16 protein-coding genes are annotated in these 19,510 nt (G+C 44.6%); 6 read left to right on the top strand and 10 right to left on the bottom strand.

Features of this window, described 5'->3' with window-relative positions; genetic code table 11:
* Positions 1-8: 8 nt before the first annotated feature.
* From ACRRS1_RS01505 to ACRRS1_RS01485, 5 genes are all read right to left on the bottom strand, one after another.
* Positions 9-650 carry a DUF799 domain-containing protein gene (locus ACRRS1_RS01505; RefSeq protein WP_432460682.1) on the bottom strand — a complete coding sequence of 214 codons (642 nt, stop codon included), beginning with the start codon at positions 648-650 and terminating at the stop codon, positions 9-11.
* Positions 651-655: 5 nt separating this feature from the next.
* Complete coding sequence (locus ACRRS1_RS01500; protein ID WP_432454959.1) at positions 656-1,015, bottom strand: DUF4810 domain-containing protein; 360 nt, start codon at positions 1,013-1,015, stop codon at positions 656-658.
* Entirely contained in the window at positions 1,012-1,338 is a 327-nt protein-coding gene (locus tag ACRRS1_RS01495; protein WP_432454960.1) for a hypothetical protein, read from the bottom strand. Before ACRRS1_RS01495 ends, ACRRS1_RS01500 begins: the two co-directional genes overlap by 4 nt.
* The gene (locus tag ACRRS1_RS01490) at positions 1,335-2,303 is read right to left on the bottom strand and encodes a CsgG/HfaB family protein (RefSeq protein ID WP_432454961.1); all 969 of its coding nucleotides are present in this window, start codon (positions 2,301-2,303) and stop codon (positions 1,335-1,337) included. The genes ACRRS1_RS01495 and ACRRS1_RS01490 overlap by 4 nt, the downstream gene beginning before the upstream one ends.
* A gap of 184 nt (positions 2,304-2,487) precedes the next feature.
* Complete coding sequence (locus ACRRS1_RS01485; RefSeq protein WP_432460681.1) at positions 2,488-3,030, bottom strand: hypothetical protein; 543 nt, start codon at positions 3,028-3,030, stop codon at positions 2,488-2,490.
* Positions 3,031-3,720: 690 nt separating this feature from the next.
* Between ACRRS1_RS01485 and ACRRS1_RS01480 the strand changes: the two genes are divergently transcribed.
* A complete protein-coding gene (locus ACRRS1_RS01480) occupies positions 3,721-3,948 on the top strand; it encodes a hypothetical protein (protein ID WP_432454963.1) in 228 nt (75 codons plus the stop codon).
* On the opposite strand, the gene ACRRS1_RS01475 is transcribed toward ACRRS1_RS01480, so the two are convergent.
* A complete protein-coding gene (locus ACRRS1_RS01475) occupies positions 3,926-5,422 on the bottom strand; it encodes an aldehyde dehydrogenase (protein ID WP_432460680.1) in 1,497 nt (498 codons plus the stop codon). The two genes, ACRRS1_RS01480 and ACRRS1_RS01475, sit on opposite strands and share 23 nt — an antisense overlap.
* 135 nt (positions 5,423-5,557) lie before the next feature.
* Here ACRRS1_RS01475 and ACRRS1_RS01470 point away from each other — a divergent pair, with 135 nt between their 5' ends.
* The 4 genes from ACRRS1_RS01470 (at position 5,558) to ACRRS1_RS01455 (ending at position 12,103) form a co-directional block, all read left to right on the top strand.
* Positions 5,558-6,271, top strand: a complete 714-nt coding sequence (locus ACRRS1_RS01470) for a glutamine amidotransferase-related protein (protein WP_432454965.1) — start codon at positions 5,558-5,560, stop codon at positions 6,269-6,271.
* A gap of 100 nt (positions 6,272-6,371) precedes the next feature.
* Positions 6,372-7,772, top strand: coding sequence for a TolC family protein (locus ACRRS1_RS01465; RefSeq protein ID WP_432460679.1), 1,401 nt, complete (start codon positions 6,372-6,374; stop codon positions 7,770-7,772).
* Positions 7,773-7,789: 17 nt separating this feature from the next.
* Positions 7,790-8,953: an efflux RND transporter periplasmic adaptor subunit gene (locus ACRRS1_RS01460; RefSeq protein ID WP_432460678.1), complete on the top strand. Its 1,164-nt coding sequence runs from the start codon at positions 7,790-7,792 to the stop codon at positions 8,951-8,953.
* Between the two features lie 3 nt (positions 8,954-8,956).
* A complete protein-coding gene (locus tag ACRRS1_RS01455) occupies positions 8,957-12,103 on the top strand; it encodes an efflux RND transporter permease subunit (protein ID WP_432460677.1) in 3,147 nt (1,048 codons plus the stop codon).
* A gap of 70 nt (positions 12,104-12,173) precedes the next feature.
* On the opposite strand, the gene ACRRS1_RS01450 is transcribed toward ACRRS1_RS01455, so the two are convergent.
* Both ACRRS1_RS01450 and ACRRS1_RS01445 read right to left on the bottom strand, forming a co-directional pair.
* Positions 12,174-12,998, bottom strand: a complete 825-nt coding sequence (locus tag ACRRS1_RS01450; RefSeq protein WP_432464240.1) for an HDOD domain-containing protein — start codon at positions 12,996-12,998, stop codon at positions 12,174-12,176.
* Positions 12,999-13,375: 377 nt separating this feature from the next.
* Positions 13,376-14,032, bottom strand: a complete 657-nt coding sequence (locus ACRRS1_RS01445; protein ID WP_432454971.1) for a TetR/AcrR family transcriptional regulator — start codon at positions 14,030-14,032, stop codon at positions 13,376-13,378.
* 257 nt (positions 14,033-14,289) lie between these two features.
* On the opposite strand from ACRRS1_RS01445, the gene argA reads away from it, so the two are divergent.
* Positions 14,290-15,621, top strand: a complete 1,332-nt coding sequence (argA, locus tag ACRRS1_RS01440) for an amino-acid N-acetyltransferase (protein WP_432454972.1) — start codon at positions 14,290-14,292, stop codon at positions 15,619-15,621.
* A 139-nt stretch (positions 15,622-15,760) separates the two neighbouring features.
* Here the strand turns inward: argA and ACRRS1_RS01435 are convergent, their stop codons facing one another.
* Positions 15,761-18,073, bottom strand: coding sequence for a putative bifunctional diguanylate cyclase/phosphodiesterase (locus ACRRS1_RS01435; protein ID WP_432468540.1), 2,313 nt, complete (start codon positions 18,071-18,073; stop codon positions 15,761-15,763).
* Positions 18,074-18,253: 180 nt separating this feature from the next.
* Positions 18,254-19,234, bottom strand: coding sequence for a porin (locus ACRRS1_RS01430; RefSeq protein ID WP_432464237.1), 981 nt, complete (start codon positions 19,232-19,234; stop codon positions 18,254-18,256).
* Positions 19,235-19,510 lie beyond the last annotated feature (276 nt).

Here is a 19,510-nt window from a genome sequence, read left to right as displayed (position 1 = left end):
GTAAAGAGTTATTTAACTGCAAGTGGCGCATACGGACCATTCGGCAAGAAAGTTGAAGGGTCTGTATAAAACACCTGATAATTAGCGACTCGAGTCAAAGGCATATAATCTGGCGCAGCTCTATTAATAGCCGCGGTCACAACAGCCCCAATTAAATCGCCCAGCAAATTCCCTGTAGAAGAACTTTGAGGTGTATACTCTATGTGCTTATGAGCCTCCCAAATAATATCTCCAGTTGGATTTTTAAATTGATAAGAAAAATCAACAACAGTGGTACTAGAGAGTAGAACAAAGGTCGTATCCCATTTTTCTATTGTGACATAGAGAATGGTATCGGCGCCGAACATTTCAGCCAAACTACTGGTAGGTAAATTATGAATTTCGCTTGGTTCATACAATCCTTCATACTCTAAGACTGTTTTAACCGTATTGGAGGGGTAAACATAGTAGCCTTTTTCAGCGAGCATCACTGGTAAAGAACTATATACAGCAAGTGGCGCATCAACATCTACACTATGGTTAATCACTGGTAAAATTAATATTGAACGAGGCTTAATGTCCTCAAACCCTGTTTGTCGAGGCTCAGTCGGTACGCTTTGACAAGCTGCAAGCAATAAGCTGCCGAATAAAATGATAACTAATTTATACATAATAACTACTCTTTAGGAAGCTGCTTTTCTAAGTTTTGGATTATTGCGTCCATCAAGGGTTTACTCTCCGGCCAGGTTTCCGATTCTTTGGTGTAATAATTAATTGCCTTAGGGACATCTCCAGACTTCAAATTAAAAGTTCCAACTTCGGCATATAAGCCGGGTGCAGCTTTCTGGCCATTCTGTTCAACTTGTAGAAGATGTTCTTCTAAGGCTAATGGAAACTCCTCAGCTGCGACAGGATCATGATAATACTCATATAAACTTTCATCGTAGCCGCCCCAGTCATACATCGTTTTGGTCGTTTGACATCCCGATAGAAAGGCCATTGATGTCATAAAAAAAATTAATTTAAGCGTCTTCATTTTATAATTACCGTTTTAGTCACACCATCTCCAAGGTATATTTTTTGCTTTAATACCGACTTATCACCATCGAATACCTCTACCACATGTGTGCCAGACAATAACTTAAGAGCCTTATTTCCGTCATGATAATCCACAATACTTCCCATCTCTAAGCCATCGACCTGCAAAGTATAAGTAGCCAAATCTTTAGTGCTTCCTGCCGAAGAAAAGATTAATTGAGGACGATTATCAAGCGTACTACTGGTTGATGTGGGCATTTGAACACAACCACTAAGCGCCCCAAGAATTAGAGCTGAAACTAATATTTTACTTATCATCATTTCATCTCCACTACATTTAATTTAGTTAGATCCATGTCAACTATCGAACCACCCGTTAATGTAGCAACCGAGCCTTCATTGGTTTCATTATCACCAAATAATTGAATAACTTTAATTTCTGCTACTGACTTACCAGGTAAAGTAATCATAAATCCAGTTTGCTTTGATTTAACTTCTTTACCTTGAGTTTCAATTGAAAAAGCCATGCCTTCCGTTATTCCCTGACTTTTACCACCGCTTAAATAAATTAACCCATCTTCTAAAGCTAAAATGTCGGTCTTCCATGGCCGCGATTGGATCTCTTGGGTTAACTTACTGATTGCATCAGATATGGCATTAGAGATTGCAAGGTCGTTAAGCGTGCCATCATAGGATGCCTTAGAACCAAAACCAGCAACCGAAGCTGACTCAGTGCTTGCTTCGCCCGCACCAGATAACGAGTGATATACCAAGCCAGTTTTACTATCAACAAGCCTTAAATCCATTTTTGCATAAGCAATCTGCTTCTTGGTGGACGATAAAAAGCCACTTTCGCCGACGGTTTTTCGACCAAATTCGGTTAAAGAACCGATAATCAGTGTATCAACACCAACAAAATCGGTTTTTCCACCGGTTAGTTGAGCTTCGTCTTGCAACCTGGCGATGTCAGGGCGTTCAAATACAAGATATTGTCCCGACTCAGTCAACGCTTTAGAAAGCATATCGGTGACTTGTTTTCCCAACACGTCCCCTTTTGAATCTCTTAATAAGCTTTTACCGTAAATCGTTTCATTAGAGATCCTGCCTAGAGCGACCTTTCGTTTCAAAGTTGGCTTGGCTGGGGCTTGCTGTTGCAAGGTCTGCGCTTCCCGTTGTGCTTCCTGAGAGTGGGCACTTTCAACTGATTCAATTTGAGGGCTTTGGGTTGAACATCCGCTCAAAAAGGTGATAAAAAAAGCCGCTATCCAGCCACCTTTATTTTTCATTAAAAACTTCCTTAATAATAATGCGATAATGCGTTGAATTTATTGAAACAACATCGATCGTCATATTATTAACAATATCCATATGAAAGCATAGATATTATTGTAATATATTCATTTCATTGAGATTCAATCTATAGAAAGTTAATCCGTTGAGTAGGAGCACTGCTAATGAACCTGAGCGACTTTACTCGCGATTCTGTAAGCCGTTCTCTACTCGTTGACGCCGAATTGCATCTTTGTTTACCGCAATATGATCGCGCATTCCCACTAAACCGTTTAACACTGCCGCATAAACCGCTTGATTTGACGCCTTACCTAAAAATCCATCGGCATGTGAATGATGCCAATCGATGGCCTGGTTGATCACTTCAACCCATTCATCCACATCACCAGCAATATACTCATTTAATGGTCGACCAAGCGTATCCATTAACGAAGCAAATAGTGCGGCATCTGCAGATGGATCCAGATCAGGTCTGGCCTTTAAATAGGCACGATAGCGAATTTGCCCCACATAGAACCACTTCACCGCTTGCCGCTTATAGCCTTGTTGAAAGAGTATTCCGGCTAATTCTAGGTAACGACTAGGATGTTTATCCTGTATCCCCGCCACTAAGTCAGCAAGCTGATGATTCTCAGCAGCTATTTGAGTTAAATCCTCCGTTTTGCTGGTTGCAGCACAAGTCCAAAGACTTAAATACATTAACAATACAACTAAATATTTCACTGTTTTATTCCTGCATAAGCCGCGCACCATGCTTGGCTGGTAAAGGTGTTACTGGTAAATACTCATCGTCCTCCAATCGCAACTATCGATTGATCAACACCTTACTGAATGAGAAATAATAAAATTAGACCTCCAGCAATACTTGTAAAAACATTCGGATATGCTTTAGACACGATAGAATGCCCAACGAGCCTATATGAAAGGAGATAATCAGATGAGACACAAGCATAAAGCAAGCGTCGATTTCACCGCGTTTACTTCAGCTTCCCCCACAATCTAGTTCTTTACCACGCAAGCATGGCTCAGCTTCAGAATATTCAAGCGAAGCAAATTATAAATCGTATTGCATTGATTTTATGTGATAAATATACATTTATTTAATATCAAATAAGGCGAGAAAAAGTAACAAATAAAACCATTTAACTACCCAGTCATCCAGACCGGGAGAACATTAACGTGATTTCACCGCTAGGCCTATGATCTATGTAGCGACACTCGCTCGAAAACCACTAAATACGACCCGAAAGCTTCCCTCCCAAAAAAGCTTGCCACCTTGTTCAGAGAGATTGCCACAATAACCCACGATTTTCGCCGCAAACAAAACACATCAACATTAAACAAAATTTAACCACAAAACATAAATAGAAGTAACAAACTATACTTAAAGCGGTTGTTAGAGAGGTGCCTAACATGAGTGATTGCTGCTTATTGCCCAAAGGAACAGATCTGATCCGTGCGGTGAAGTACATCGGAGAACACCATTGCCATGATTATCGTTCGCTAAACGAGGTGGCTTTTCGTTTCGACTTGAATCCGCTCGACCAGCAGTTCATTTTAGATCATTTTATTGAAACGCCCGACTCCCTCGAGTCGGGCAACTCAGGCTCATTAGAACTTAAGTCAGATCAATCCAAGTAGATTTAAGTTCGGTATATTTTTCAAGTGCGTGCAATGACTTGTCACGTCCATTGCCGGATTGTTTAAAACCACCAAAGGGCATGGTCATATCCCCGCCGTCCCAGTTATTCACAAATACCGTTCCGGCTCGTAAAGCACGTGAGGTACGCACTGCAGTATTCAGATCGGCGGTCCATACTGCGGCAGCCAAGCCAAAATCGGTATCGTTGGCCAGTGCAATGCCCTGCTCCAAATCATCAAATACTTGCACCACCAGCACTGGGCCAAATATTTCCTGCTTCACAATATCTAAGTCGGCCGCTACATCATCAAAAATAGTGGGCTGCACATAATAACCACCAGTTTCTTGCAACGCCTGCTCGCCACCACATAACAATTTAGCACCTTGAGCTTTCGCGCCTTCAATAAACGCTAATACCCGTTGCATCTGGGTTTGATCAACCATTGCGCCCATACTGGTGTTTGGATCCAGCGGATGACCCGGTTGCCATTGCTCAATTAAAGGCAGCATTTTCTCAATCAACTGTTGGTGAATGCTGCGATGTACCAGCAAGCGCGAAGCAGCGGTACAGACTTCACCTTGGTTATAGAATATCGATCCCACCGCAGTTTCGGCTACCTTGTCCAAGTCTGCCGCATCGGCACACACCAAATTAGGGCTTTTGCCACCACATTCCATGAAGGCCCGCTTCAAATTCGATTGTCCTGAGAACTCCACCAGTTTTTTACCCACGCCGGTAGAGCCAGTAAAGGTGATGCAATCCACATCCATATGCAAGGCCAGCGCTTGTCCTGCAGTATGACCATAACCGGGCAATACATTAAAGACGCCATCGGGGATCCCAGCTTGCTGAGCTAATTTTGCCAAAAATAATGCACTCAATGGTGATTTTTCAGAAGGCTTCAGGATCACCGAATTGCCCGTAGCCAATGCCGGTCCAAGCTTCCATGAGGCCATCACCAAAGGGAAGTTCCACGGCACAATCGCGGCAACCACCCCCAAAGCTTCACGGGTGACCAAGGCCAAAGCGTCTGAGGTGACGGGGGCCACTTCATCATAAATCTTATCAATAGCCTCAGCATTCCAAGCGATACAGCGGGCGGTTGCCGTGGCATCGTAAGATAAAGCATCGCCAATTGGCTTCCCCATATCTAAGCTTTCTAACAATGCTAACTGCTGCTGATGTTGTTCAATTAATTGAGCAAAGGTTTGCATCACTTGCTTGCGCTCGGATGGGGCCTTACCCGACCAAGAACCACTGCTAAAAGCCTTTCGAGCGGCGCTCACCGCCAGTTCCACATCGGCGGCATCACATTCGGCCACCTCAGCTAAGGGCTGACCATTGGCCGGATTAATGCTCGTAAACGTTTTTCCTGATTGCGCGTCGACAAACTTTCCATTGATAAATGCTTGTGTTGGAAAATCTAATTCGAGTGCCTGTTTTTGCCAATACTGCAAATCATACTGAGCCATGTTCCCTCCGGGCTAAATCATCATTCGTTGTTTAATAATTAACAAAACTACACAAATATTGCATATTATTCCAGACTTGATACGATTTATTTAACAGCGAACTTTTAAATTTAAATTAACCATTGGACTGGTAACATGCATATAGCCATTATTAATTGCGACAAAGTTGACTCCAATTTAGCCAAGCACTACGGTGAATATTCTGATATGTTTATTGCCCACCTCGGTGCCCAAGACGCCAGTTTAACTTTTGAAGTATTCAATGCCTTAGAGCAACAGCTGCCCTCTTTGACTGATTTCGACGGCTATCTGATTACCGGGAGCCGTCATAATGCCTATGACCAAGACCTTTGGATCAACGCGTTAATTCGCTGGGTGCAAGAGTGTGAGCAAGTACAGGCGCCCTTAGCTGGTATCTGTTTCGGTCACCAACTGATCGCGCGCGCTTTGGGTGGCGAAGTCGCTAAGTCAGACAAAGGCTGGGGCTTAGGCGTTGCGAATAATCAACTCATCAAGGCTCCGTCTTGGGCTGAACAACAAACGGCTCCAGAACGACTACATATCTTAGTCAGCCATCAAGACCAAGTGCTGCAACTTCCCGAACATGCCGAACGCTTAGCCAGCAGTGATTTTTGCCCTAACTTTATGTTTCAGATTGGGCAGCATATATTGGCAATTCAAGGTCATCCAGAATTTGAATATGGCTACGCTGAGGCGCTGATCGACAAACGACAGCAGTTATTGTCTCCCGAAGCCTTTCGCTGCGCCAAACAGAGCCTACAGCAAGCGCTTGATGCCGATTTGGTGTTTAATTGGATATTACAAATGTATCGCCATGCTAAGTGCTAGCGCAAATAGTCGTAAAATTTATGCGACAACACTCGACATCAGCCAGCTAGCCACGTTAAATAGCACTTAATAAATGGATAGTTAAGTCACAAGGAATAAGATGCTGCGGCTTTTATGGATCTGGCCAATCTTGGCAAGCACAGTGTTATTCGGCTGTAGCCTTAAGGCATCGCCACCTCAGCAGGCTCCTCTGGTGGCCAACAGTCACTGGAGTAGCCATTATCGGCAAGGAACCTTTGCCGATCATCATTTTGAACAAGCGCTCCCGGCACCGCTACAAAACTTGCTCAAAGAAGCCTTTCAGAATAATCCCAATTTACAGCAAAGCGGCTATGCCCTCGATCAACAGCTCTACCAGATCCAAATTCAACAAGCTCAGCAATGGCCCAATATTGAAGCTTTTATTTCAGGACAACGCAGTGGTACTGATGCAGCCAGCAATGCTCAATTTAAACTGGGACTTAACTTCAATTGGGAAATCGATTGGTTAGCAAAGCTCGATGCGCGCCAACAAGCCGCTATTCTGGATGCTAAGGTCAGCTTTGAGCAATGGCAACAGGCACAAATTAGTTTGGCAGCGACCACCGCAAAGCAGTGGTTCAGCCTTATTGAAGCACAAATGCAACTCGCCTTGGTGAATCAACGTTACGAAAACCTTGGTGCTAACCTGCAAATCATTCAAGAAAACTACCAAAGCGGCCTCAACAGTGCGCTCGACGTCTACCTCGCCCGTGCCGACTTAAGTGCAGCTCAAGTACAGCAAAATAACCGCCAACAACAATTACTCAAAGCCCAGCGCCAACTGGAATTACTACTCGGTCGCTACCCAAGTGGCAGCATCAAAGTGCAAGGCGAACTGGCCGAAGCACTACCAGCGATGCCTGCAGGTTTACCCTCCGAACTGTTACTACGTCGTCATGATTTGAAAGCTGCGCAGTATCAATTGGCTGCCGCCGATCTGCGCGTTTATGCGGCTTATCGAGATCGCTTCCCCAGCCTAAAACTCACCGCCAGCGGCGGGAGTCAAAGCCCACAATTGCAGCAATTAGTGAATGGCGAGTCACTTATTTGGTCGCTGTTTGCAGGCCTGACAGCCCCCATGTTTGATGCTGGCCAACGGAAAAATATACAACTGCAACAATATGCCAAGGCGCAAGCTTTGAATCAGTCTTACTTAGAGAAAATATTGAATAGTTTTGCCGAAGTGGAAAACAGCCTCAGCTTGGAACCAAGTCTCTATCAAAGTGCTCAATTGCTGGCTGCCGCAGCGGAGGATTCGATGCAAGCCGAGACGTTAGCCTTCGAAGGTTACCTGGCAGGCCTCAACGAATACGTGACGGTACTGGAATCGCAGCGGCGTGCCTTCGACGCCCGTAGCAGCGCAATTAGTGCACTCAATTCGCAGTTACAAAATCGTATTGAACTCTACCTCGCCTTAGGCGGCGACCTCAATCATTCACAAACCCGCCGCCAAATCTTTTCCTCAGACGACTTACGTTAACCAGGAGTACTGCCAATATGGCCAAATTACTACGACTTAGCTTGCCAGTACTGATCATCATCTTGGGTATTTTGCTTAGCCAGTATATTAAACAAAACAAACCACAAGCTCAGAAAAAAACTGTCCAACAACAAACCAAATTAGCAGTAGAAGTCAGCCGCTTGCAACCGCAGGATTATCAGGTATGGATTGCCTCCTATGGTAGTATTCAAGCCCATACTGAAACCAAGTTGATCGCTCAGGTGGCGGGTACCATCACTAATGTTTCCGATAATTTTCGGGAAGGGGAGTTTTTTAAAAAAGGCGAACAATTACTCAAAATAGATCAGCGAGATTACCAAAATGCGATCACCATTGCCGCTGCCGAACTACAAACCACGCAACTGCAACTCGCCGAAGAGCAAGCCAAAGTCGTCCAAGCATTACGCGATTGGCAGCGTTTAGGGAAAGGTAAACCAGCCAACGATTTGGTTTTACGCAAACCACAACTCGCCGCCAAACAAGCCGCTTTAGCCTCGGCTCAAGCCAAGTTAAGTAAAGCCAAATTGGAACTAGAACGGACCGTGATCCGAGCCCCTTACGCGGGACGGGTGATCGACAAGAATGTCGAGCTTGGTGAATACGTGAGCAGCGGCAAACAACTGGCAAGCAGCTATGCCATCGACTACCTAGAACTGCGTTTACCGCTTAGCTTAAGCGATCAAGCGGTACTGAACATTCCCGAGAACTTTCGCCAAAGTCACAGCAGCATCAGCAAGCCCTTGGTCAAGCTTTATACTCAATTAGGAACGCAACAATACCAATGGCGAGCTCAAATCGAACGTAGCGAGGCAGCACTCAATAGCACCAGCCGCCAACTTTACTTAGTGGCAAAAATCGACGACCCCTACGGACCCAACAATGAAAATAAACCGCCTCTAAAAATCGGTCAATTTGTCAGCGCCAATATTCAAGGGAAAACCTTAAAACAAGTCTATGTGATCCCTCGTAGCGCCTTATATCCAGACCAGCAGGTAGTCATCCTGGAAAATGGTTTATTACAGCGTAAAAAAGTCTCACTGATCTGGCAAGATCCACAAAGTTATATCATCGATGGCGGCTTAAATCCTGGTCAAACATTAGTCACCACCCCGCTAGGCAGGGTGATCAGTGGCACCCCAGCTAGAGTCATAGGAGACTAAGCGATGCATGGTCTAATTGCTTGGTTCGCCCGTAACCACGTAGCCGCCAATCTGTTGATGGTGCTGATTGTCGGCTTGGGTTTATACTCCGCCCGCTACCGTTTACCTTTGGAGGTATTTCCTGAATTTGAGCTGGATATGGTGAACGTGAGTATCGCCTTGCCCGGGTCAAGTCCCGAAGAAAGTGAACAAAGTTTAGCGATCCGCATTGAAGAAGCGATCAGCGATATCGAAGGCATTGACCAAATATCCTCGATATCTCAGGAAGGTGCCGCGCGCGTCAGTGCCGAAGTAAATCCTCACTACGTCACTCGTGATGTGATGGACGACATTAAATCTCGGATCGACGCAATTAATACCTTCCCGAGTGATGCCGAGCGCCCTGTCGTCAGCCTCAGTCAGCGCAAACGTGAAACCATCTCGGTAGCTGTTTCTGGTGCCCTTCAAACCAAAGAACTGCGGCTACTGGCGGAACAGATCCGTGACGAACTATTGCAACTCCCGGAACTAAGTCAGGTGGAACTGGATGCGGTCGCCCCCTACGAAATTTCTATCGAAGTCTCCGAAAGAAAGCTGCGTGAATATGGCTTAAGCCTAAGTAAGGTCGCCGAATCCATTCGACTCGCCTCCTTAGATCTTTCTGCAGGCTCGGTAAAAACACAGGGAGGGGAAATTTTACTGCGCACTAAAGGCCAAGCTTATATTGGCGAAGAGTTCGCGAATTTATTAATCATCAGTCAAGCCGATGGTACTCGTATTAAACTCGCTGATATCGCCACAGTGGTGGATGGTTTCGAAGAAACACCGATAGTGAATCGATTTAATAAACAACCCGCAGTGATGATTGAAGTCTATCGAGTCGGCGATCAAAGCGCCATTGTCGTGGCTGACGCTGTGAAAAACTACATCCTTGAAAAACAGAGTCAATTGCCCGCAGGAGTATCGGTCAATTATTGGCGCGACCGCTCCAGCGTGGTAAAAGCCCGTCTCAATACGCTCAAGAACAGCGCCCTGCAAGGCTGTTTATTGGTCGCCTTACTGCTTGCTATTTTCTTACGTCCGGCCATTGCAGTATGGGTCTGTGTTGGCATTCCGCTAAGCTTTATGGGCGGTTTACTGGTGATGCCTACCCTCGATGTCACCATCAACATCATCTCGTTATTTGCCTTCATCATGGTACTGGGAATTTTGGTCGACGATGCCATCGTCACTGGGGAGAATATTTATACTCACCTTAAAGCTGGCGAAGAACCACTATATGCAGCGATTAAGGGGACCCAAGAAGTCGCAGTTCCAGTGACCTTTGGCGTCTTAACTACAGTTGCCGCCTTCCTGCCACTCCTGATGATTGATGGGGTTCGAGGCAAGATATTTGCGCAAATCCCGATGATTGTGATCCCGGTCTTGTTGTTCTCTTTGATCGAATCAAAACTAATTTTACCAGCCCACCTGAAGCACCTCAAACCACTCAATAAGAATCATTCTAGCCGCTTTAATCGCTGGCAACATGCCATCGCCGATGGCTTTGAAAATGCAATTTTACGCTTCTATCAGCCACTCTTGAAACGTGCACTATCCCGCCGTTTATTAACCCTCAGTCTCGCCATCAGCATCTTCTTAGTCGTGCTATCCTTAGCAACCTCTGGCTGGGTACGCTTTGTTTTCTTTCCAAGAGTGCCAAGCGAAACGGCACGGGCCAGCTTAGTACTACCAGCAGGCACAAGCTTTAATATCACCGATAATTATATTCAACGGATCTTTGAGGCCGCCCGTCAGTTACAAGATCAATACCGAGACTCAGAAAGTGGCGAGAGCATCATTCTCAACATTTTAGCCACTAGTGGCTCTAGCGGCGGCTCTGGTAGCGGCCAAAGTAATACTGGCCGTGTAATGTTTGAAATTGAACCCCCCGAGAGCAGAACCAACCCAGTCACCAGCGCCGATTTAGTGCGTCAGTGGCGGCAACTCATCGGCCCACTTCCCGGAGCAGAGAGCCTTACCTTCCGAGCTGAAATCGGCCGAGGCGGCTCACCTTTAGACATTCAGTTGAGTAGCAATGACTTTTCGGCCATGTCACAAGTTGCCGAACTGACTAGAAAAAAATTAGCCGAATATCCTGCGGTATTTGATATTGAAGATAGTCTAGCCAACGGCAAACAAGAACTACAACTAAACATAAAGCCACAAGCACAAGCCTTAGGTTTAAGCTTAAACGAGCTCGCCCAACAAGTGAGGAGTGCCTTTTTTGGCTATCAGGTACAGCGGATCCAGCGAGGACGTGAAGATGTCAAAGTTTATGTCCGTTATCCAGCGGATGAGCGTCACTCGCAATATAATCTCAATAAAATGCTAATTAGAACAGCCAGCGGCGCTGAACTGCCCTTCGATGAAGTTGCCACATTGCGCCCTTCACAAAGCCCGGCCACGATTACCCGGATCGATCGCTTGCGTACCCAAAATATTCGCGCCGACGTCAACAAACAGCAAGCCAACATCGAAGTGATTAAGAGCGAGCTCCAACAATGGCTCACTCAAACACTTGCCAGCTATCCAGAAGTTAACTTCAGTTTAGAAGGTGAAGCCAAAGAACAGCGCGAATCCTTTACCAGTCTGGCGATTGGCTTAGCATTTGTGCTATTTGTAATTTATGGACTACTCGCCATTCCTTTCCGATCATATTTGCAACCACTGGTGGTGATGTCGATCATCCCCTTTGGTTTAGTCGGCGCGGTACTCGGCCACATGATCATGGGTATGTCGCTAACGGTTATGAGCATGATGGGCATGCTGGCTTTAACCGGCGTTGTAGTCAACGACAGCCTTGTGCTAGTCGACTACATTAACCAGCAACGAGCCAAGGGAATCGACTTGTTCAGTGCGGTCACTAAGGCTGGGGTTGCTCGCTTTAGAGCTGTAATCCTCACCTCGTTAACCACCTTTGCTGGTTTAATGCCTCTGATTTTCGAGAAGAGTACTCAAGCACAGTTTTTAATTCCAATGGCTGTCTCACTTGGTTTTGGGATTATTTTTGCCACCATCGTGACTCTATTGATCGTACCAGTAAATTATTTGTTACTCGAAGATGCTCGTCAGGCAGGAACGAAGGCCAAAAGGTGGTGGCTGGCTGGTTTCGAAAAACCAAAGAATTAATCTACGGCGTACCAGCCCACGCACACAAAGTTGAGCAATCAAGCAAACCGGGCTCGCGACAATTATGTTCTTAGATGTTACTCATGGTCACCGCATGATGAGCTTGCTCGGTGGCCTCTTCAAGCAAGCGAGGTGCCTTACTCTTATTCAGTGCGATTAACTCACAAAGCGGTGCTGGCAAATTATTCGCGACCAACTCAGCACTTAAACCGGCATCAAGGGCATGATGAGCAAAAATAGCTAAACGGATCAACACCGCTGGTTTTGATACTGGATCAAAATCCACCGGATTCAACTGCTGTTCGATGGCATCGGTAATCACCGGAGAGAAGTTCCAACGCTGCGCCAATTCACCACCGATCTGGGCATAATCTAAACCGAGAGTTTGGCGCTGCGCCGATACCCGAGTTTCTCCCGATTCTAAACTCAGCTCAATCAGGCCCGCTTCTTCGGGAGTCGCAATGGCAATCATCAGCTCACCAAAATTATGTAGCATGCCACAGGTGAAAGCTGTATCTGGATCAACATCGGTACATTTAGCGAGGGCTTGAGCCAGCATCGCTACGTACATCGCCTGTGTCCAAAACTGTTTTTGATCGAAGTTTTTATGCGGCATCATGCCGTTCAGTCCCGCCGCAACCACTAACGAGCGAACCCTTTTTAAGCCCAAGCGAATGGCAGCAGCCTCAATTGAATCAATTTGCTTGATCCCGCGGAAGGCGACCGAGTTAGCCATCTTTAATACATTCGCCCCGAGGGACTGATCGGTCGCAAGCTTCCTTCCCAAATGATGCAGGTCGACATTTTCATCGTTAATGCTCATCAGCAATTCCTGCATGATTTGCGGCATCACTGGCAGTTTCTTTACTTGCTGGAAAAAGGCTTCCAGTTCCATGTATGGCTCTCCCAAAAATAAGTGTGAAGCGCGCCCTGCTTTCACACCCCGATGACTCAAATATTAAGCCCTAATTCACAATCTGTAAGCTAGCGAAGGTTCAAATTGTTAAATTGACCCAAACTGAACATTATATCAACAGCTAGTTTGACCTGATAAATATGGAAAACATAGTGATTATTGCACAAAATGACAGGAAAGCTTGGGCCAAGGATAAGCTCGCGTCACAACATTTGTCAGATCAACGACTTACAAATTTAATTATAGAAAACAGAACTTTAGACTACAGCCATTGGCTAGATTGTTTAGGCGCTGAACAACTGGTCGATTCCCAAGAATATCCCAGCGTTCCGCAAAACCAAATGATTAATAACACCTTAACGTAAGAAGCTCGCCGGAACAGGATCCTGCAATACCATCAAACGAATTTTATCTAACATCACCTGAAACCAGTTAAATTGTTGTAAGTGTTCTTGCCGACTCATGCCAATGGTGCCTGCCATGAAGTTTCGCGTAAAGTTATAGAAATAGATACACACGCTAGTCAGCGCTTCATCATCCCAAGCGGACCCTTTTTCGACAAAAGATTGTTTTGCCTGAGTAATCATAATTCCCCGATACCAATCCTCTAGCGCCTTGAAGTCATTATCGTGGGTAAATAATTCATGAAAGCTGACTAACATCACAGCCGTCTCTGGCAACTCATTCACGCGACGCTGACCACTATCTGAGTAATCTTTAATACCGCCGGAAGCCAAATGAAAATTAGTTTCATCAAGCACCACCAGCACCTTATCAAACCATCGATGAGCTAAAGCAAAAAAGATCGACTCTTTATTCAGAAAAAAACGATATAAAGAGGCAATGTCAATCTCTGCATGCTGAGCAATTAAATTAGTATTCACCGCAGCCATGCCTTGCTCTCTAATTAGCGTTAATGTGCTATCTAAAATGTGCTCGACTAGTCGTCTAGTACGCTCTTGGCGTGGCTGCTTACGCATCGCCAAATGCTCAGGAACGACATAGTTTTCCATAATTACCTCTTTCTTCTATAAAAACAGCTCAACGACTGACAAAATTAAAATTAAGATTAAATAAAATATTCCTTAAAATATTTACAGCAGCTTATACTCCACCTCGCCTTACGAAACAACTGTGATTTAACTCATTGCGAGATAAGTTTAGTAAAATTGACAAACTTTATTCTCGACAATGTACGCATATATGCAACAATAACTATATATTTGATTTTTTAATCGAATTTTATAAATAGCTATTCGCGGAGAATACATTGGACCACTCGGCCGAAGATTTAGTTAGCTGGTTTCGCCAATCAGCCCCATATATCAATGCCCATCGCGGTAAAACCTTTGTCATCATGCTCAGTGGTGAAGCCAGCAGCAGTGCCAACTTTAGCAATATTATTCAAGACATTGCTCTGCTCAAAACTCTTGGCGTGAAAATCGTTCTGGTGTGTGGCGCACGTCCGCAAATCGACGCATTAATCCAAGCACATCACCACAGTTGTGAGTTTGCAGGCGAGCAGCGTATCACCGATGAGCGCAGCCTTGACATCATTAAACAGGCGGTCGGTCAGATCCAAATGGACATCGAAGCGCAATTATCGATGGGCTTGGTTAACTCACCTTTACATCAAGCACACATTAATGTGGTTCGTGGTAACTTTGTGGTCGCACAACCGATCGGCATAGAAGACGGCATCGACTTCCTACATACTGGTAAGGTTAGACGAATTAACCATCAAAGCATTAGGCGCCAGCTCGATCATGGTGAAATTCTCATGGTGTCACCGCTGGGAGTCTCGGTAACTGGCGAGTTGTTTAATATTTGCTCTGAAGATATCACCACTGAAATCGCGGTCGCCTTAAACGCCGATAAAGTCATCTATTTCTGTCCAGAACAAGGGATCCATGACGAAGACGGCCAACTGGTGAGTGAGCTACTTCCCGATGCCGCCAATCAACTGATGTGTTCTGAGGCGTTTCTCAAAGCAACAGATAAAGACACACTTCGTTATTTAGCGGCAGCCATTCGCTGCAGTGACCGAGGGATCCAACGTTGTCATCTGGTCAGCTATCAACAAGATGGCTCGCTATTAAACGAATTGTACACTCGAGATGGCAGTGGAACTCAATTGGTCCAATACAGTTACGAGCGAGTTCGCGAAGCAAAGCTGGATGACATTAATGGTATTATCGAACTGATCCGCCCCTTAGAAGAACAAGGTATATTGGTAAGGCGCTCTAGAGAATTATTAGAAATGGAAATAGAGCGTTTCACCATTGTTGAACGCGATGGCATGATTATCGGCTGTGCCGCGCTATATTTGTTTGCTGGCGAGAGTATGGGAGAGCTTGCTTGTCTGGTGAGCCATCCACAATATCGTCAATCTAGCCGCGGCGACCGCTTGCTCCAAGCTATTATTAAGCGGGCGAGAAGCAAAGGCTTAAATCAATTGTTTGTACTCACCACCAAAAGTATTCACTGGTTTAGAGAGCGTGGATTTTCGCCTGCCGATTTCAGCGACCTACCCGCAGAAAAACAGGCTATCTATAATTTGCAACGCCGTTCTAAGATTTTATTGATGGACATTACCGCTTAATCACACACCGGGTAAATACCGCTCAAGGAAAATTGAGCGGTATTGACTTAGAACATAAAACGCCAGCGTTTTCACCGCGATGAATGAATACTCGAGCTGCAGCCATAAATGAACCACAGAAGCACAACAAATCCTAAAGTTAGACTTTCTCGCCTATTGTTAGCTGCTGCACAGGCAGCTCGACCGGATTAAACTTCAACTCCGTGGCTGGCGAGGCTAACCATTTTTCAACATGCTCTGGCAAACAAGGCTTAGCAAAGCCAAAACCTTGAAACTGCTGACAACCTAAATGCAGCAATTGGTCGAGTTGCGCTCTTAGCTCAATCCCTTCCGCTAATACCTCAATATCGAGGCTGTCACACATGGCAATAATAGTTTTGACCATTTGTGCGTGTTTGCTATTTTGATGAATATTAACGACAAACTGTCGGTCAATTTTCAAGCGAGTCACCGGAAAAAGAACCAAGCGTGACAGATTAGAATAGCCGCTACCAAAATCATCAATAGTAATGGTGAATCCCCAGTTATATAGCACCTCAACCACTTCGCTGGCTCGCTTAGTACTCATACCTAAGGCAGACTCCGTTAATTCGAGTTCAATAAAGCGCGGATGGATCTTATACTTAGTCAAACGGTTCAATAGAAAACTTACAAAATCAGCTTGTTCTAAATCTACCGCCGAAAGATTGATTGCCACCGATACTGGCGTTAAGCCCTTATCCAACCATTCCCGGATCTGTTTGCAGCTTCGTTCGATAACCCAACGGGTAACAGCGACCACCAAACCGCGCTCTTCAGCAATCGGAATAAACACCGCTGGCGATACCGGGCCTAATTGCGGTGAAGTCCAACGTAACAAGGCTTCCAAACCAATCAGCTCGCCGCGTTGATTAACCTTCGCTTGATAGACTAAGTACAGCTGCTGTTGCTCACTCTGAAGCATATCCGCCAATACATCAGCGATTTCCTGACGCGCAAAAAACAAATTCATTTCCTGAGGGTTAAACACACAAGCATGTTTAGGAAACGCGTTGGATGAAGCGTAAATGGCCGCGCTAATCAGCTCGTTCGGTGTTTGCCCATGCTGTGGCATCAGAGCAATACCACACTTCACCTCAAACTTAATTGGCTTGTCCTCGAACATAAAACTGGCACACAAACTTTGGTGATGTAGATTCATCTTGTTTACAATTTGCTGCTGACTATCGCCAATGCAAATAAAACCCAAACTAAATTCGCCCACCCGCGCCACAGCCATGGGGGCAATAGGTAATTGACGTATAGTTTTAGCTAAGGTCTGCAAGGCTAAAGATACACCTGTTGAGCCACATTTTTGCTTAATATATTGGCTATTGGCCAACTCAACCACCACGATCGATAAGCCGGTGGTGTAACGTTCAATTAATCGCTCGATATGCTGCCGAAACCACATACTATTGGGTAAGCCAGAATAGGCATCCAAAGACTTCATTTGCTCGCTATTTTTTTGTTCCGACTCTAACTGTTTAGTGAGGGCAATTTGGCTCGATACATCTTCAAAACTCACCAAACTATAATACTTACGCGACATACTTTTCACGCTATAACGTAACGTGATATCAGACCCTGCTTGACTAAGATGAATAATGCCTTGTTTATTTGCCATATTGAGCTGGGGTAACAAGCGGCTAATGGTTTCACTTTTCTTTATCTGCTCGCTGTTCAGCTTAAATAAACGACTGGCCACCTGGTTGAAGTCGACCAAGCAACAATGTCGATCCAACATAATATGCGCATTTGCGGCATCGGCAAACAAGGAGCGGTATAGATCATGATGCATCGATAAAGCTTCATTTTTAAATCTCTGTTGCTTGCCAAGCTTAGCTGCGGCGGCAATGGTTCGAGCAGCCGCTAAAGGTAAACAGATGTTAAACACCAAAAAAATCAAGCTATTTAAATACCAATTGGTATTTTCTAAAACAATATCAAAAGGAAGCCATTGGTAAAACGTAATCCCTTCGGCAGAGATATATAAGGGAAATAGATTAAATAGCATACAAGCTATCGCTGCTCGCATCCCCAATAAAACCAAGGCCACCATCGGTAACGAATAAACCACGATAGAACCGAATAACACCAAATGGGGGTCAGAAATAAATAGATGAATACATATTCCAGAAAGGCCAATAGTCAGTAATAACAGCCACGAAACTTGATGATAATAACGCCAACTACATATTAACTGCAGGATAAGCAAGGTATAGAAAAATAGAGTAATGACAAAAATATGATAATAGCCAAGGGCATAAGCCACACGAGAACTATCAACGACAATCGCAGCAGTAAGAATCAGACAAGCGAGCAAAATGATCCGAAGTGCGCTAATTTTCCAATTTTCAATCACTGGATGGACTTGCTCACTATCGTCAAGCAACAGCCAAGCCTTTATCCATAAACCGACTGAACTAAGCAATCCCATTTCCCAATATACTAATTAATGACAAATTTACCTTACCCGATCCCTTCACTAATTCAACATTATTTTACTTGTGTGCTATCGCTAAAAAACAAAAAAAGGCTCCTTAAGAGGAGCCTTGAGAAGTAAACAGGAAAAGGTCGTTTATTATATTGCTAATCTAGCAAGAACAAACCTTTAGAAGTCGTAACGTACCGCTAAAGTAAACTCATCATCTGCACCGTCGATTTGATCAAGCGCGTAAGCAGCAACAACACGTGCTTGCTTGGTTAAGTCGTAACGACCTTCAAGCATCACCCGATCTTTTGCATCTTTATTCTTGGTGTCATTCTTATCGTTTTGATAAACCACTTGGGCGCGTAATGCCTTGGTAAATTTGTAACCCAATGCGGCTTCTGTTGCTTTAAACTTATCATCTTTACCACGATAAGCTTCACGTTCGCTGTAGGCCGCCATCATATAAGCATTAGCAATTGAATAATCAGCACCAATAATCCATAAAGAACCATCTTTTACGCCATCGGCGCTGTTGTTTTGCGCACGATAACCAGCACCAACATTTAGGCCAAAATCAGAGTTATAAACCAAAGACGCGCCATAAGATGAGTCGGCTTTAATATCATCTGATTGAGAGTCATTATTTTTAAGTTGATAATCGGCAGCGATGTTTATATTAGCGAAATTACCTTGGTACTTCAGGACATTGCTTAAACGCTTACCACCATTGTTTACGTAACCATATTGGTTCGTAAAAGATACATCGGTGATATCACCAGAGATAGGGTCTAAAGCATCTTTTTGACGACCGTATGTGACTTTACCAAAGTCACCCCCCAAGCCCACGTAAGCTAGGCGTGTTTTAATATTGCCATTTTTATCATCGGTGGCATCGCCATCGGTAATGTCATGCTGTAATTCGTAACGAGCAATAGCATTCAAATTGCTGGTCATGGCCGATTTTAATTTCGCCCCGAAGCGAACATAGGAATCATTTTCACCATCTTGGCCGATATCTGAATTTTCGCTACCCGAGATGTAACCCGCATATACACGACCATAAATATCGACCGCATGCGTATCATCTTCGTATACTTTAGCAGCGTTAGCAGAACCAGCAGCGGCAGCAACCGCAAGTGCAATAAGAGTTAGCTTTTTCATTTTATTCCCTAAAAAATGTGAACTACATCAACTAAAAGTTGAGCAAATATTAGGGTTGACGGATGACAGGCAGGTGACTGAAAAATTAAAGATTTATGACATAGGAACCATTCACGGATAAATGTAAGCCATTGATAATAATAAACTTTATTGAAAATCCAGGTTTAAAAATGACTAGGTGGATAACGCCAGTCAACGGAAAACCATCGTGAATGCCTAATTTTGAAGCGAATAACAAACACTGCGGCTATAAAATTAAAGCAGAAAATCAGATTT

The sequence above is a fragment of the Agarivorans sp. Z349TD_8 genome (genome assembly GCF_050870825.2).
Taxonomy (GTDB): Bacteria; Pseudomonadota; Gammaproteobacteria; order Enterobacterales; family Celerinatantimonadaceae; genus Agarivorans.
This window is presented reverse-complemented; position numbering and strand designations above follow the sequence as displayed.

What these genes read in the sequence shown, in the direction of transcription:
- ACRRS1_RS01505 (WP_432460682.1), bottom strand. Translation starts at nt 650, where the DNA reads ATGTATAAATTAGTTATCATTTTATTCGGCAGCTTATTGCTTGCAGCT.
- ACRRS1_RS01500 (WP_432454959.1), bottom strand. Translation starts at nt 1,015, where the DNA reads ATGAAGACGCTTAAATTAATTTTTTTTATGACATCAATGGCCTTTCTA.
- ACRRS1_RS01495 (WP_432454960.1), bottom strand. Translation starts at nt 1,338, where the DNA reads ATGATGATAAGTAAAATATTAGTTTCAGCTCTAATTCTTGGGGCGCTT.
- ACRRS1_RS01490 (WP_432454961.1), bottom strand. Translation starts at nt 2,303, where the DNA reads ATGAAAAATAAAGGTGGCTGGATAGCGGCTTTTTTTATCACCTTTTTG.
- ACRRS1_RS01480 (WP_432454963.1), top strand. Translation starts at nt 3,721, where the DNA reads ATGAGTGATTGCTGCTTATTGCCCAAAGGAACAGATCTGATCCGTGCG.
- ACRRS1_RS01475 (WP_432460680.1), bottom strand. Translation starts at nt 5,422, where the DNA reads ATGGCTCAGTATGATTTGCAGTATTGGCAAAAACAGGCACTCGAATTA.
- ACRRS1_RS01470 (WP_432454965.1), top strand. Translation starts at nt 5,558, where the DNA reads ATGCATATAGCCATTATTAATTGCGACAAAGTTGACTCCAATTTAGCC.
- ACRRS1_RS01465 (WP_432460679.1), top strand. Translation starts at nt 6,372, where the DNA reads ATGCTGCGGCTTTTATGGATCTGGCCAATCTTGGCAAGCACAGTGTTA.
- ACRRS1_RS01460 (WP_432460678.1), top strand. Translation starts at nt 7,790, where the DNA reads ATGGCCAAATTACTACGACTTAGCTTGCCAGTACTGATCATCATCTTG.
- ACRRS1_RS01455 (WP_432460677.1), top strand. Translation starts at nt 8,957, where the DNA reads ATGCATGGTCTAATTGCTTGGTTCGCCCGTAACCACGTAGCCGCCAAT.
- ACRRS1_RS01450 (WP_432464240.1), bottom strand. Translation starts at nt 12,998, where the DNA reads ATGGAACTGGAAGCCTTTTTCCAGCAAGTAAAGAAACTGCCAGTGATG.
- ACRRS1_RS01445 (WP_432454971.1), bottom strand. Translation starts at nt 14,032, where the DNA reads ATGGAAAACTATGTCGTTCCTGAGCATTTGGCGATGCGTAAGCAGCCA.
- ACRRS1_RS01430 (WP_432464237.1), bottom strand. Translation starts at nt 19,234, where the DNA reads ATGAAAAAGCTAACTCTTATTGCACTTGCGGTTGCTGCCGCTGCTGGT.